Origin of the sequence: Aeromonas sp. SCS5 (assembly GCF_001887375.1) — a bacterium.
GTDB classification, from domain to species: Bacteria; Pseudomonadota; Gammaproteobacteria; order Enterobacterales; family Aeromonadaceae; genus Aeromonas; species Aeromonas jandaei.
On sequence record NZ_LFCS01000001.1, the window covers coordinates 81,493 to 94,580 of the forward strand.

Annotated in this window: 12 protein-coding genes; 10 read left to right on the forward strand and 2 right to left on the reverse strand. The window is 61.4% G+C overall.

What is annotated here, in order from left to right:
- Positions 1 to 335 precede the first annotated feature (335 nt).
- Positions 336 to 1,322 (reverse strand): catabolite repressor/activator, encoded by a 987-nt coding sequence (gene cra / locus BS300_RS00450; RefSeq protein ID WP_071910017.1) that lies wholly within the window; start codon positions 1,320 to 1,322, stop codon positions 336 to 338.
- 307 nt (positions 1,323 to 1,629) lie between these two features.
- Between cra and fruB the strand changes: the two genes are divergently transcribed.
- The 4 genes from fruB to BS300_RS00470 all read left to right on the forward strand — a co-directional run bounded on the left by fruB (position 1,630) and on the right by BS300_RS00470 (position 6,214).
- Positions 1,630 to 2,745: a fused PTS fructose transporter subunit IIA/HPr protein gene (fruB, locus tag BS300_RS00455; RefSeq protein ID WP_071910018.1), complete on the forward strand. Its 1,116-nt coding sequence runs from the start codon at positions 1,630 to 1,632 to the stop codon at positions 2,743 to 2,745.
- Positions 2,745 to 3,734: a 1-phosphofructokinase gene (pfkB, locus tag BS300_RS00460; RefSeq protein ID WP_071910020.1), complete on the forward strand. Its 990-nt coding sequence runs from the start codon at positions 2,745 to 2,747 to the stop codon at positions 3,732 to 3,734. The genes fruB and pfkB overlap by 1 nt, the downstream gene beginning before the upstream one ends.
- Positions 3,731 to 5,467: a PTS fructose transporter subunit IIBC gene (gene fruA, locus BS300_RS00465; protein WP_071910022.1), complete on the forward strand. Its 1,737-nt coding sequence runs from the start codon at positions 3,731 to 3,733 to the stop codon at positions 5,465 to 5,467. Before pfkB ends, fruA begins: the two co-directional genes overlap by 4 nt.
- Positions 5,468 to 5,644: 177 nt before the next feature.
- Complete coding sequence (locus BS300_RS00470) at positions 5,645 to 6,214, forward strand: glucose-6-phosphate isomerase family protein (protein WP_071910024.1); 570 nt, start codon at positions 5,645 to 5,647, stop codon at positions 6,212 to 6,214.
- A gap of 21 nt (positions 6,215 to 6,235) precedes the next feature.
- Here the strand turns inward: BS300_RS00470 and BS300_RS00475 are convergent, their stop codons facing one another.
- Positions 6,236 to 7,243: a LacI family DNA-binding transcriptional regulator gene (locus tag BS300_RS00475; protein WP_071910026.1), complete on the reverse strand. Its 1,008-nt coding sequence runs from the start codon at positions 7,241 to 7,243 to the stop codon at positions 6,236 to 6,238.
- A 211-nt stretch (positions 7,244 to 7,454) separates the two neighbouring features.
- Between BS300_RS00475 and BS300_RS00480 the strand changes: the two genes are divergently transcribed.
- Genes BS300_RS00480 through BS300_RS00505 form a run of 6 tightly spaced genes read left to right on the forward strand, consistent with a single transcriptional unit; the run spans position 7,455 to position 13,085 of the window.
- Entirely contained in the window at positions 7,455 to 9,221 is a 1,767-nt protein-coding gene (locus BS300_RS00480) for a class I mannose-6-phosphate isomerase (protein WP_071910028.1), read from the forward strand.
- Between the two features lie 5 nt (positions 9,222 to 9,226).
- Positions 9,227 to 9,655, forward strand: a complete 429-nt coding sequence (locus tag BS300_RS00485) for a PTS fructose transporter subunit IIA (RefSeq protein ID WP_071910030.1) — start codon at positions 9,227 to 9,229, stop codon at positions 9,653 to 9,655.
- Between the two features lie 9 nt (positions 9,656 to 9,664).
- The gene (locus BS300_RS00490) at positions 9,665 to 10,159 is read left to right on the forward strand and encodes a PTS sugar transporter subunit IIB (RefSeq protein WP_071910032.1); all 495 of its coding nucleotides are present in this window, start codon (positions 9,665 to 9,667) and stop codon (positions 10,157 to 10,159) included.
- 12 nt (positions 10,160 to 10,171) lie between these two features.
- The gene (locus tag BS300_RS00495; RefSeq protein ID WP_071910034.1) at positions 10,172 to 10,975 is read left to right on the forward strand and encodes a PTS sugar transporter subunit IIC; all 804 of its coding nucleotides are present in this window, start codon (positions 10,172 to 10,174) and stop codon (positions 10,973 to 10,975) included.
- Positions 10,975 to 11,823 (forward strand): PTS system mannose/fructose/sorbose family transporter subunit IID, encoded by an 849-nt coding sequence (locus BS300_RS00500; protein ID WP_043851918.1) that lies wholly within the window; start codon positions 10,975 to 10,977, stop codon positions 11,821 to 11,823. The genes BS300_RS00495 and BS300_RS00500 overlap by 1 nt, the downstream gene beginning before the upstream one ends.
- 53 nt (positions 11,824 to 11,876) lie before the next feature.
- Positions 11,877 to 13,085 (forward strand): AGE family epimerase/isomerase, encoded by a 1,209-nt coding sequence (locus BS300_RS00505; protein ID WP_239693780.1) that lies wholly within the window; start codon positions 11,877 to 11,879, stop codon positions 13,083 to 13,085.
- Positions 13,086 to 13,088: the final 3 nt, after the last annotated feature.

Genomic DNA, 13,088 nt, shown 5'->3' on the forward strand with positions numbered 1-13,088 from the left:
CCTCGGGATCGGAGGGAGTTGCTACAGGTGTCTGGAAGGGGCGACAGAGGGTAAAACAGGGCTCTAGCGGCCCGAATGGTTCGGTATAAGTAAAAATAGGGTCATATGGTCAAAAGCCATAAATTCAATTTATAGCGAGCCGATGGGCCGATAAACGGGCCCTGAGCAGGGGTTGCAAGCCTTGTCGGCCGGTTGGCCGATCTTCCGCTGATCAAACAGACGCGTGCAAAGATGGGCGTTGAGAAAAGAAGTCGCACAGGCTGTCAGTTCTGGCTGCCCATGCTGGCAGTTTGTGCCGGCAGCCTGTGCGGTTGTGGGGGGTTGTTGCTGGCGGCTTAGCGACGGCGCTTGAGGGTACGGCTCACATAGTGCAGCCCGCTCTGGTAGTCGCCATTGACCGCCTTGAGCGCCAGCTCCAGCGCCTGGCTCGCCAGCGCGTCGTGCTGCTGGGGCAGGGAGTTGATGCCAAAGGGGAGGAAGTCGAGCAGCCGATCGTCGCCGAAGGTGGCCATGGCGAGCTGGCTCATATCGGTCTCTTGTTCCAGCAGGTAGTCCAGTACCCCCTCCATCAGGATGTAGGAGGTAGTGATCAGCGCCTCGGGCAACTGGCCCAGCTGCTGGTGCAGATGTTTGATCAGGCGATACCCCTCGGTGCGCGAGAAGTGGGCCCCTTCACAGAGGTGGCAGGTCGCACTGTGGCTGGCGATGGCCTGCTCGAAGCCTGCTTTTCGCTCCAGACTGATCGTCAGTTCAGGCAGCGCAGTGATCAAAGCGATATGGCGAATGGCCGGGGTGAGCAGGGAGGCGGTGAGGTCATGGCTCGCCTTCTCATTTTCACTGGCGACGGTGACGAAGCGATCGGCCGCCATGCTCCGGTCGATGGCGAGGATCTGCACCCCCTGCGCCTGCTGGTTGCCATAGAAGGGATCGTCCGGCGGCAGGCAGCTGGCCACCAGCAGGGCATCCACATGGCGGCTCACCAGCATCTGGGCCAGCTCTTTTTCGGTGGCAGGATCATCTTCCGAGCAGACGATCAGCAGCTGATAGCCCTGCGCCCGCGCCCCCTGTTCCAGCCGTTTGGCCAGCTTGGCGTAACTGGCGTTCTCAAGGTCGGGCAGGATAAAGCCGAGGGTTTTGGTCTGGCCGCCGCGCAGGGAGGCGGCGCGGCTGTCCGGCTGGTAGTTGTGGGCGGTGACGACGGCCATCACCTTGTCGCGGGTGGCCTGACTGATGCGGTATTGGTCGGCCTTGCCGTTGATCACATAGCTGGCCGTGGTGCGCGAGACACCGGCGAGGGCGGCGATTTCATCCAGTTTCATCATATTGGCTCTGTTTGAGTTGCTAGGCCCACGGGCACTGCCTGGTAAGGGCACCGAAAAGTGTGCGCGGGATCATATCATTGAAAACCGCTCTTTGTGGGTACTTGATCAATTCGCTGAAACGATTCAGTCTGAGTGTAAGTGAAACGATTCAGCTTGTCAGCAGCACCGCTTCGCAGAGATGCAGAGCAGGGTGATAAAACCCGGTCAGGATCACATTTCGAGGTATCCCGACTATCGTCAGCTGGCAGGCAAACCGAATGTTCAATTGTGTTGACCCGGCGATGCCGGGATCTGATGGAGAGTGGCTATGTTGAAGTTGGTGCGAGAGCAGATCTTGCTGGGGCAGTCGGTGGCGACCAAGGCCGAGGCGATTGCCCTGTTGGCAGGCAAACTGACCGAGGCCGGTCTGGTGGAGGCGGGCTATGTCGATGGCATGCTGGCACGTGAAGCGCAGCATGCCACCTACCTTGGCAGCGGCATCGCTATTCCCCACGGCACCACCGACACCCGTCATCTGGTGAAGAGCACCGGCGTCATGGTGGCCCAGTTCCCCCATGGCATCGAGTGGGACGAGGGGCAGATCGCCTACGTCGCCATCGGTATCGCCGCCAAGTCAGACGAGCATCTGGGCATCTTGCGCCAGCTCACCCATGTGCTGGGTGACGAGCAGGCGGCAGCCCAGCTCAAAGAGGCCACCGACGCCGACACCATCATCAATATCCTGACCGGCGCCACTGCCGCGAAAGAGGTGCAATACCTGACCCTGGCTGACTTCCCGGCCGATGATCGCGACCAGCTGCTGCTGGGCGCCGCTGCCCGCGCCAAATCCGCCGGTTGGGGCGATGCCGCCATGGTAAGCGCGCTGCTGGCAAGCGAACCGGCCTATCTGGGCGAGGGCATCTGGCTGGCCCGCGCCAATGTTCAGCAAACAGCATCGGCCCAGACTGGCTGGGTGCTGGCCACCCCGAGTAGCGAACTTCGCGCAGGGGAGCTGCCGGTCAACGCCATGCTGCTGCTGTGCGCCGCAGATAGCGGCCATCTACCGCAACTGGAGAATCTGGCCAAACTGGCGGCCGCTGGTCAGCTGGCTACGCTGGCGAGCGGTGAGGGACTGGCCATGTTGCAGGCGGGGCCTGCGAGCGGTCTTTCCGAAACCTTCACCATCATCAACCCCCACGGCCTGCATGCCCGTCCGGGTGCCATGCTGGTCAAGGTGGCCAAAGAGTTTGAATCCGACATCCGGGTTGCCAATCTGGATGGCAGCGGCGAGGCGGTCTCCGCCAAGAGCCTGATGAAGGTGATCGGCCTTGGGGTCAAGTGCGGTCACCGTCTGGCATTTCGCGCCGAAGGGGCAGATGCCGAAGCGGCTCTCAAGGGGATCGGTGAGGCCATTGCCGCTGGTCTGGGCGAGGGGGCGCATTGATGAAGATTGTCACCATTACCCTCAACCCCGCCCTTGATCTCACCACCCGTCTCGAGGCGATGAGCCTTGGCGAGGTCAATCTGGTGAGCGAGGCCAACCTGCGTGCGGCGGGCAAGGGGATCAACGTCGCCATGGTGCTCAAGGATTTGGGCCGCGAGGTAGGCGTCACCGGCTGGCTGGGCGCTGACAATGAACAGAGCTTTGTCTCCCTGTTTGCTGAGCGGGCGCTGGATGATCACTTTGTCCGTGTCGCGGGCAGCACCCGCATCAACGTCAAGATTTCCGAGCAATCCGGTCGGGTCACCGATCTCAATCTGCCTGGGCTCACCATCCAGCACGGGGAGGTGAGCGCGCTGGAGCTGGCCATCGACCAATTGGCTCCGGATGCTGAGTGGTTCGTGCTGGCGGGCAGCCTGCCCAAAGGGGTGGCTCCCGATTACTGCGCCCATCTGATCCGTCTGCTCAAGGCCAAGGGCAAGCAGGTGATCTTCGATTGCAGCGGCGCGGCCTTAAGCGAAGGGATCAAGGCGGCGCCGACCCTGGTCAAACCCAATCTGGAGGAGCTGAGCCAGTGGGCTGGCCGCCCCGTCAAGACCCTGAGCGAGCAGGCCGAGTGTGCCCGCGCGCTGCAGGCCAGCGGGATCCCCAATGTGGTGATCTCCAACGGCGCCGATGGCCTTATCTGGTTTGCTCCGGATGCCGTCTGGCAGGCCATTCCGCCGCGGATGCAGGTGGTCAGTACCGTGGGTGCCGGCGATTCGCTGGTAGCTGGTCTCGCCCATGGTCTGAGCCTTGGCTGGGCGCCGGAGCAGACCCTGCGGCTGGCCACCGCCGTCTCGGCCTTGGCGGTCAGTCAGGTCGCAGTCGGCTTTGACGATATCAATGTGCTCAACCCTTTACTTGAACAGGTGCGCGTAGAGCGTCTGGATGTGCTGGCACCGGTTCAATGCCATACCCCCTCAATGGAAAACTCAGGAGATGCCCAATGAAAGCAATCTTGGTTACGGCTTGCCCGGCGGGCATTGCCACCAGCTTTCTCGCTGCAAAACGGATAGAACAGCAGGCCAAACTGGCTGGCTGGGAACTCACCCTCGACGTTGGCTCCAGTATGCAACCGCGCCAGATCCCCTCAAAAGAGCAGATTGCTGCGGCCGACTTGGTACTGGTCGTCGCCAGCACTCCGGTGGATCTCGCTGCCTATGACGGCAAGCGGGTCTATCAGGGCAGCATGGATCTCGCCCTGCAGGATCCGGCCGCCTTGCTGGAGGCAGCCGCCAGCGGCGCCAGTGTCTATCGTCATCAAGCCGCCTCCGCCGTTGCCAATGCTGCCGCCAAACCGGCCGCCGCAGGCAAGCGCATCGTGGCGGTGACAGCCTGTCCGACCGGGGTGGCTCACACCTTTATGTCGGCAGAAGCGCTGGAGACCATGGCCAAACAGCTGGGTTATCAGATCCGCGTCGAGACCCAAGGCTCGGTCGGTGCCCAAAATGCCCTGACTGCCGAGGAGATTGCATCCGCCGATCTGGTGTTCCTCGCCACCGACATCGAGGTGGACATGGCCCGTTTCGACGGCAAGCCGGTCTATCGCACCAGCACGGGGGCGGCGCTCAAGAAAACCCGCGCCGAGCTCGACAAGGCGTGGAACGAGGCGAAAACCTATCGCCACAGCGGTGCCAGCCAGCCCAAGAAAGAGGAAAAAGCTGGCCCCTACAAGCACCTGTTGACCGGTGTCTCCTTTATGCTGCCGATGGTGGTGGCGGGTGGCCTTATCATCGCGCTCTCGTTCGTATTCGGGATCGAGGCGTTCAAAGTGGAAGGCACCCTGGCCGCGGCCCTGATGAAGATCGGTGGCGGCTCCGCCTTCGCCCTGATGATCCCGGTGCTGGCCGGCTATATTGCCTACTCCATCGCTGATCGCCCGGGCCTCGCCCCCGGCATGATCGGCGGTATGCTGGCAAGCTCGCTGGGCGCCGGTTTCCTTGGCGGCATCGTGGCCGGTTTCCTGGCCGGTTACAGCGCCAAGTACCTGAGCGACAAGGTGCGCCTGCCGGTGACCCTGGAAGCGCTCAAGCCCATCCTGATCATTCCGCTCTTTGCCAGCCTCTTTACCGGTCTGGTGATGATCTACGTGGTGGGTGGCCCGGTGGCCGGCATCATGAATACCATGACCACCTTCCTCAATAACATGGGCTCTGCCAACGCCGTGCTGCTGGGTGTCATTATCGGTGCCATGATGTGCTTCGACATGGGCGGCCCGGTCAACAAGGCGGCCTATGCCTTCGGGGTCGGCCTGCTGGCCTCCAAAACCTACGCCCCGATGGCTGCGGTGATGGCCGCCGGCATGGTGCCGGCGCTGGGGATGGGGATCGCCACCTTCCTGGCCCGCACCAAGTTCATCAAGGCGGAGCAGGAAGCAGGCAAAGCCTCCTTCGTGCTGGGTCTGTGCTTTATCTCCGAGGGGGCCATCCCGTTTGCCGCCAAGGATCCGATGCGGGTCATCCCGGCCTGTATGGTCGGCGGCGCCCTGACCGGTGCGCTCTCCATGCTGTTTGGCTGCGAACTGATGGCCCCCCACGGCGGTCTGTTCGTGCTGTTCATCCCGCACGCCATCAGCAACGTCATGATGTATATCGTGGCGATTGCCGCAGGCTCGCTGCTGACCGGTGTCTCCTACGCCATGCTCAAGCGCGGCGAAGAGCAGGCCAAGCTGGCCACGGCATAAGCCTTGCCACCCGGCAACACGTCATAACCAAGAGCGGCCTGTGGGCCGCTTTTTTATTGCCGGATACAGGGAAAAATGCAGGCGTTATTTTGCTTGTGGTTAATGGATTAACCCTCTAGCGTGAGGTGCTTGGGGCGCACCTGCGCCCGCTGATAACCCGATACCCAGGAGCAGATGATGACGCCCATGATCCCCCCCATTCTCGATTTTGCGACCGGCAAGCTCGGTGGCGCCGAACTGGTTGAGAAGTGCACCACCCTGGCTGACTTGCAGGGGCTTTTTGCCGACCCGCACGCCGAGGCTGCGCTCTCGCCCGATACGCCGCTCTATCGGGTTGCCATGCTGCCCGGCAATGGTGGCGAGGGGGATCTCAACATGGGGGTGACCTATCTGGAGGCTGGTCGGGTCGGGCAGGAGTTTTTCATGACCCGCGGTCATATCCATGCTCGCGCCGAGCAGGCCGAATACTACTTCGGGTTGTGCGGAAGGGGGCTATTGCTGTTGCAGGATATGGCCGGTGTTTGCCAGTTGGAGCAGGTCTTTCCCGGCAGTGTTCACCATATTCCGGGCCATGTGGCCCATCGACTCGTCAACACCGGCGAGACGCAGCTCTCGGCGCTGGCGGTCTGGCCTGCCGTTGCTGGTCACGACTACAAAGCGATGGGCACGCGCGGCTTTGCCGTTCGGGTGCTGGCCGGAGAAGATGGCACGCCCCGCCTCGTGACCAGCGATCAGCAAGGGATGTAAATCGGAGCTGGCGGCGGCCCGCTAGGGGCTGCCGCAAGATTGGCGTACCACCAGAGTAGGGGGCAGAATGATGCTCTTGGCCGGCTCGTCGTTGCCGGCCATCCTCTCAAGCAGCAGCTCGCCTGCCTTGCGGCCGATCTCCCGCGCAGCCACCGAGACGGTGGTGAGCGCCGGTTCGACCAGCGCGGTTTCCGGCAGATCGTCAAAACCCACCAGTGCAAAGTTCTGGCCGATGAGGCGCCCCTGCTTGCGCAGCGCCAGCATGGCGCCGAGCGCCACCACATCCTGATAGCAGACCGCCGCCGTCACCTCGGGGTGCAGCTCCAGCAGCGCCGTCATGGCGCGGGTGCCCTCTACTCGGCTGGCGCCGCAACCGATGATCCACTCCGGTTTGGGCGAGATGCCGTGTTCGAGCAGCTTGCTCATGTAGCCACCGAGGCGCTGGGAGCGGCTGATGGAGGTGGGGGAGCCCCCGACAAAGGCGATATGACGGTGGCCGAGTTTCAGCAGGTGCTCGGTCGCCAGCTGGCAACCGAGAAAGTTGTCGGTGCCGACAAAGTCGATCGCCACATCCGGCACCGGTCGCACCACCAGAATGGTAGGCATATGGCGCCGCTGCAGGCTCTCGAAAAAGCTGTGGGGGGTGGGCTGGGCAGCACAGATCACCATGCCGGCGGCGCTGTTGCGTTGCAGCGAGTCCATAAACTGCTGCTGCCTTGCCGCTGACTCCTCGCTGTTGGCGAGAAACAGCATCAGATCGTGATGCTCCATCTCCCGGCTCAGTCCCGCCGTCATCTCTGCATAGAAGGGGTTGGTAATGTCGTGCAGCAGCAAACCGACCTGATTGCTGCTCTTGTTGCGCAGGTTGGCGGCAGTCTGGTTGTAGACATAGCCGAGCTCGTCGATGGCTTTGAGTACCCGCTGGCGGGTGTGGTCGGAGATGCGTCCCTTGTTGCGCAGGGTCATGGAGACGGTGGCGGTGGAAACGCCCAGATGGCGGGCAATATCGGCAACAGTCACATTGCTCATGGTGTGGGTCCAGTCATGGTCGTGTCATCAAGATATATCGATTAACCTTTATTTCGGATGACAGAAGGTTGCAAGTGAGCGATTGATCACGAATTTCACCGCCAATACCGATGATATATCCCAATGTTTGAGGTTAATCGTGTTTATCAGGTTGTGGTTAACGGGTTAATCGATTTATCTCTGTCGTAGGTGTCAACGAGAGAGCAAGCCAATGATTCATTCGAGTTACGTTTCCAACTACGACAAATATCCAGAAGTGACCGTTGTTGGATATGAGCGGGCCGCCTGTGCGGGATGGGACGCGATTGCCCATCAGCTGAAGGCCAAAGTGAACGGGCAGGAGAGGGCGAAAGTGGTGCTGGTGATCGACTGCTATCACGGCGTGGATCAGGGTGAGCTGCGCACCCAACTGCTGGCCAGATTCGAGCCTCACACGCTCATCGATGTGGAACAGGCGCGCCTGCCCGAACCCAAAGTGCTGGCGATGCTGGATCGCTTCATCACCGATGACAGGGTGTTTGGCGTGCTGGCACCCCACAAGATGGTGGAGTTTTTTGACCCGGTTGCCTTGGCGCGCCTGCAACAGCAGGTCGCAGAGATGGCCGAAGGTCTGGTGGTGGTGATGGGCAGCGGCGCTTCGCTGGTGGTGCAAGGGGATGTGCGGGTCTATGCCGATCTTGCCCGCTGGGAGATCCAGCAGCGTCTGCGTCGTAAAGAGATTGGTAACTGGGGTGCAGATAACACCGAAGAGGACATATTGCGCCGCTACAAGCGTGCCTTCTTCATCGAATGGCGGGTGTTTGACCGCCATAAATTGGCCCAGCTGCCCACCATCGATTTTCTGCTCGACACCAACACCAGGGGCAAGCCGACCATGGTAACGGGGGCGGCACTGCAACAAGGGTTGCATCAGGCTGCGCGCCAGCCGTTCCGGGTGGTGCCCTTCTTCGACCCGGGGGTCTGGGGTGGGCAGTGGATGAAGCAGGTGTGTGATCTGGACCCGGCCCAACCCAACTATGCCTGGTGCTTTGACTGCGTACCCGAGGAGAACAGCCTCTATCTGCGCTTTGGCGAGGTGAGGGTGGAGATCCCGTCGCAAAACCTGGTGCTGTGCCAGCCCAGCGCCTTGCTTGGGGTGCGGGTACACGCCCGCTTTGGCGCCGAGTTCCCGATCCGGTTCGATTTTCTCGATACGGTGGGGGGGCAGCCGCTTAGTCTGCAGGTGCATCCGCTGACCGAATACATCCAGCAGGAGTTCGGCATGCACTACACCCAGGACGAGAGCTACTACATGCTCGATGCCAAGCCGGACTCCTGCGTCTACCTCGGCACGCGCAACGGTATCGACCCGCAGGAGATGCTGGCAGAGCTGGCTGCCGCCCAGCGCGGCGAGAAGCCCTTCGACGACGAGCGTTTCATCAACCGCTTCCCGGCCCGCAAGCACGATCACTTCCTGATCCCGGCCGGAACCGTCCACTGTTCGGGAGAGGGGGCCATGGTGCTCGAGATCAGCGCAACCCCCTACATCTTCACCTTCAAGCTGTGGGACTGGGGTCGGGTCGGGCTCGACGGCATCCCGCGCCCCATCCATCTGGAGCATGGCAGCAAGGTGATCCAGTGGGAGCGCGACACCGACTGGACCCGCGAGCATCTGGTCAATCGCATCGAGCTCGTCGCCGAAGGGCCGGGCTGGCGCGAGGAGCGTACCGGACTGCATGAGCGGGAATTTATCGAGACCCGTCGCCACTGGTTCAGTGTGCCGGTCGAGCACGACACCGGCGGTACGGTGCAGGTGCTCAATCTGATTGAGGGACGAGAGGCAACGGTGGAGAGTCCCGACAATGCGTTCGCGCCGTTTGTGGTGCACTACGCCGAGACCTTTATCGTACCGGCGTCGGTAGGGCGCTATCGCATCCGTCCGAGTGGCGAGAGTGAAGGGGCGACCATCGCCACCATCAAAGCCTATGTGAGGGGGTAACCAAGATGCTGAGGATCCTTATCGCAACCCATGGTTCACTGGCGCCGGCCCTGCTGGCCAGCGCCAGCATGGTCTACGGCGAGCTGCCCGCCGTAGCCACAGTCTCTCTTACCGAAGAGGGGGGAATAGCGGCGTTTCGCACCGAGTTTGAACAGACCCTGCGCCGTCATGGCGCGGGGGCTGACGGGGTGCTGGTGCTGTGCGACATGGAGTGTGGCACACCCTACAACGTGGCATGCCGCTTTGCGTTTGACCCCGAATGGCCGCAGCCGGTAGCCGTGGTGACCGGGGTGAACTTTCCCATGCTGCTGATGAGTGCCGACTGGCTGGCGGCAACCGATGTGCACGAGGCTGCCCGCCAGTTGCTGGCCCAGGCACTGGAATCCATGGTGATCGCGGCCCCGGCGGCACACCAGCAAGATGACAACTTCTAGGAGAGCGAGATGGCGATTTCATTTGTACGCATTGACGATCGGGTGATCCATGGCCAGCTGGTGACGCGCTGGGCCAGAGAGCTGCCCTGCGACGGCATTGTCGCGATTGATGACGAGGTGGCGGCCGATCCGTTGCTCTCCCAGGTGATGATCGGCGCTGTGCCGGACACCAAGGTGTGGCTGTTCGACGTGGCGACGGCCATTGCCAAGCTGCCCAAGGTGATCGCCAGTGACAAGCGCTACTTCGTGATTGGCAAGTCGCCGGTCACCCTGCAGCGGCTCTGCGCCGCCGGCATCTCTCTTGAGAACCACAACGGCAAGATCAACGTGGGGCCCATGAGTGCCCGCGAGCAGACCACCACCATAGGCCCCAACCAGTCGGTGACGGCGCAGGAGATCGCCGCTTTTGACTATCTTGCCAGCCTTGGCCACGAGATTGACTTTCGGCTGGTGCCGGACGCCAGCCACTACAACTGGGCAGATGCCCAGAAAAAGCTGAAATAGGGAGCCGACATCATGTTTCTGGAAGCAACTCTCATCGGGATACTCTGTTATCTCGGTGCCCTCAGCAGCCCCTGGCTGCTGGGATTGACCGGGGGCTGGTACACCATTACCCGCCCGCTGGTTTCGGGCATGCTGGTAGGGGCGATTCTCGGTGATATCCAGACCGGGATCCTTATCGGGGTGGCGGTGCAGGCGGTCTATATCGCCATGGTGACGCCGGGCGGTTCCATGCCGGCGGATCTCAACTTCGTCGCCTTTCCGGCCATCGCCCTCGGCGTCATGTCGGGCAAGGAACCGTCAGTTGCCGTGGCCATTGCCGCCACCATCGGCATTGCCGGTACCATCCTCTTCAACTTCATGATGGTCTTCAACTCCTACTGGAACCACAGAGCCGACGTGGCGCTGGAGCAGGGGGATGAAAAGGGGGTTTATCTCAACAGCGCGATCTTCCCGCAGGTCAGCAACTTCGTACTGCGTTTCGTGCCCACCTTTATCGCCGTCTATTTTGGCAACCAGTACATCGAAGGCTTCATGAACAGCCTGCCTGAGCTTGTGATCCGCACCATGACGGTGGTGGGCGGCATTCTGCCGGCGGTCGGCATTGCCATCCTGCTCAAGCAGATCATCAAGCAGAGCAGCATGCTGATCTATTTTCTGGTGGGCTTTGTCGGCATCGTTTTTCTCAAGCTCAACATGGTAGGGCTGGTGATGATCGGTGCCCTGCTTGCGCTCATCCACTACAACTACAAGCCGGAATCTCGCCCTGCAGTAGCTGCCCGTGCTGCCACCCAAACCGATGATGAGGATGAATTCTGATGGACGCAAAGCTGCAAGCGGGCCAGCCGGTGAACAATGCGCCGGTGGCTCTCACTCCCAAGGATCTGCGTGCCTGCTGGCGTTCGTGGATGATGTACAACCTATCCTCCATGAGCTTCGAGCGCCTCGAATCGTTCGGTTTCTGCCTTGGCATGATGCCGGCACTCAAGAAGCTCTATCCCGGCAAGGTGGAGAGGATGGAGGCGATGAAACGCCATGCCTCCTTCTACAACACTGAGCCCCAGATTGGCGCCATCATCAACGGGCTGGCGGTGGGACTTGAGGAGAAGCGGGCTAACGGAGAGAAGATCGATGGCGAGACCATCAACACCCTGAAAGTGGGGCTGATGGGGCCCATCGCCGGGATCGGGGACTCCATGATCCCGGGCATGCTGGTGCCCATTTTGCTCAGCATCGGCATGGCGCTGGCCGCCGGCGGCAGCGTGTTGGGGCCGCTCTTTTATATCATCAGCTTCAACGCCATCGTCATCACCGGCTCCTACATGCTGTTTATGAAGGGCTACCGGATGGGAACCGGCTCGGTGGAGGCGCTGGTGAGTTCGGAGTCGGTCAAACTGCGCGAGGCGCTCTCCCTGCTCGGGGTCTTTGTGATGGGCGGGGTGGCCGCCAGTTATGTCAACCTCTCCACCGGGCTCGATTTTGTTACCTCGGACGGGGTCAATATTCAGGTACAGGCCATGTTGGATGGCATCTTCCCCAAACTGATGCCACTGCTGGTGGTGCTGGGCACCTGGTATCTGATGGCCAGACGCAATGTCTCGCCGGTCAAGGCAATGCTGGGGTTACTGGTAGTGGCCTTTGTCGGGGTCGCCATCGGTCTCTTCTAGGCCGATTTGGAGAATGAGAGCAAATAACGGGAGAGCGAGGCTCTCCCTTTTTCATGAACTGGATCGTGGGCTGGATAGATGTGCGAGGTGATGAGATGCATGACGAGATAAGAGAGGCGGCACAGCGCTGCCGACGCTGGCTGGTGGAGGAGGCGCTGCCTCACTGGCGGGCAAGCGGATTTGATTGGGAACGGGGGCTGTTTGCCGAAGGGCTGGATGGTGCTGGCGAGCCCCTCTGGCAACCCACCCGATGTCGGGTGCAGAGCCGGCAGATCTATGTGTTCAGCCACGCAGCCCTGCTCGGCTGGTATGAGGGAGGCGAGTTGGCAGAGCGCTGCGCCAGGTTCGGCATGAGGCATTTTGATGATGGTGCCGGCAACCAGCTGTTTTCCCTTAATGCCGATGGTTCTCCTGCCGACAGTGCGGTGTGCTGCTACGAATACGCCTTTGCCCTGCTGGCCGAATGCTGGCTCTACCGTTTGAGCGGCGAGCCGTGCTGGCAGCAGCAGGCCGAGTCGCGCTATCAGGCCATCGTGCAGCTTTTTGCCGATCCTGTGTATGGCGGGTTTCACTCCAGCTGGCCAGCCGGTTCGCTGCGCAGCCAAAACCCCCATATGCATCTTTTCGAAGCACTGCTGGTGGCGGCCGAGAGCTTTGATGATCCCTGCTGGCAAGTACGTGCCCATCAGATCTACAAGCTGTTTCTCCAGCACTTTCTGGAGCCCATCTTGCTGCGGGAGTTTTTCGATGAACGGCTTCTCCCGACTCATCCCGATTCGCACCTGATCGATCCGGGTCATCACTACGAGTGGTGCTGGCTGCTGGCCCGTTACCGGGCATTGGCACAAGGATGGGCGTGTGGGCCGAGTGAGCGCGAGATAGATGAGGGGATCGCCATCCTGAACAGCTTTGCCACCGCTCACGGCCACGGGCCGACCGGGCTGGTGATGGATGAGCTTACCGATGACGGACAGCCCCATCGGGCGACCAGTCGGCTCTGGTGCCAGACCGAACATCTCAAGGCGCTGCTGGCGGCCTACGAACGGCGAGGGGACTCAGAGATTGCCCGTCAGATTGGCGAGGTGGTGAGGCAGATCTTCCACTACTACCTGACGCCAGCCTTGCCCGGCCAATGGGTCGATCAGGTCGATGTCACCGGTCAGCCGCTGACAACCCATGCCCCAGCCAGCACCTTCTACCACCTGTTTGTGGCGTTCAGCGAGCTGGCAAGGGTGGCAGAAAGGAGAAGTGAAAGCGGGTAACAG

Coding starts and splice junctions, on each gene's coding strand:
- cra (WP_071910017.1), bottom strand. CDS start 1,322: ATGATGAAACTGGATGAAATCGCCGCCCTCGCCGGTGTCTCGCGCACC.
- fruB (WP_071910018.1), top strand. CDS start 1,630: ATGTTGAAGTTGGTGCGAGAGCAGATCTTGCTGGGGCAGTCGGTGGCG.
- pfkB (WP_071910020.1), top strand. CDS start 2,745: ATGAAGATTGTCACCATTACCCTCAACCCCGCCCTTGATCTCACCACC.
- fruA (WP_071910022.1), top strand. CDS start 3,731: ATGAAAGCAATCTTGGTTACGGCTTGCCCGGCGGGCATTGCCACCAGC.
- BS300_RS00470 (WP_071910024.1), top strand. CDS start 5,645: ATGACGCCCATGATCCCCCCCATTCTCGATTTTGCGACCGGCAAGCTC.
- BS300_RS00475 (WP_071910026.1), bottom strand. CDS start 7,243: ATGAGCAATGTGACTGTTGCCGATATTGCCCGCCATCTGGGCGTTTCC.
- BS300_RS00480 (WP_071910028.1), top strand. CDS start 7,455: ATGATTCATTCGAGTTACGTTTCCAACTACGACAAATATCCAGAAGTG.
- BS300_RS00485 (WP_071910030.1), top strand. CDS start 9,227: ATGCTGAGGATCCTTATCGCAACCCATGGTTCACTGGCGCCGGCCCTG.
- BS300_RS00490 (WP_071910032.1), top strand. CDS start 9,665: ATGGCGATTTCATTTGTACGCATTGACGATCGGGTGATCCATGGCCAG.
- BS300_RS00495 (WP_071910034.1), top strand. CDS start 10,172: ATGTTTCTGGAAGCAACTCTCATCGGGATACTCTGTTATCTCGGTGCC.
- BS300_RS00500 (WP_043851918.1), top strand. CDS start 10,975: ATGGACGCAAAGCTGCAAGCGGGCCAGCCGGTGAACAATGCGCCGGTG.
- BS300_RS00505 (WP_239693780.1), top strand. CDS start 11,877: ATGAACTGGATCGTGGGCTGGATAGATGTGCGAGGTGATGAGATGCAT.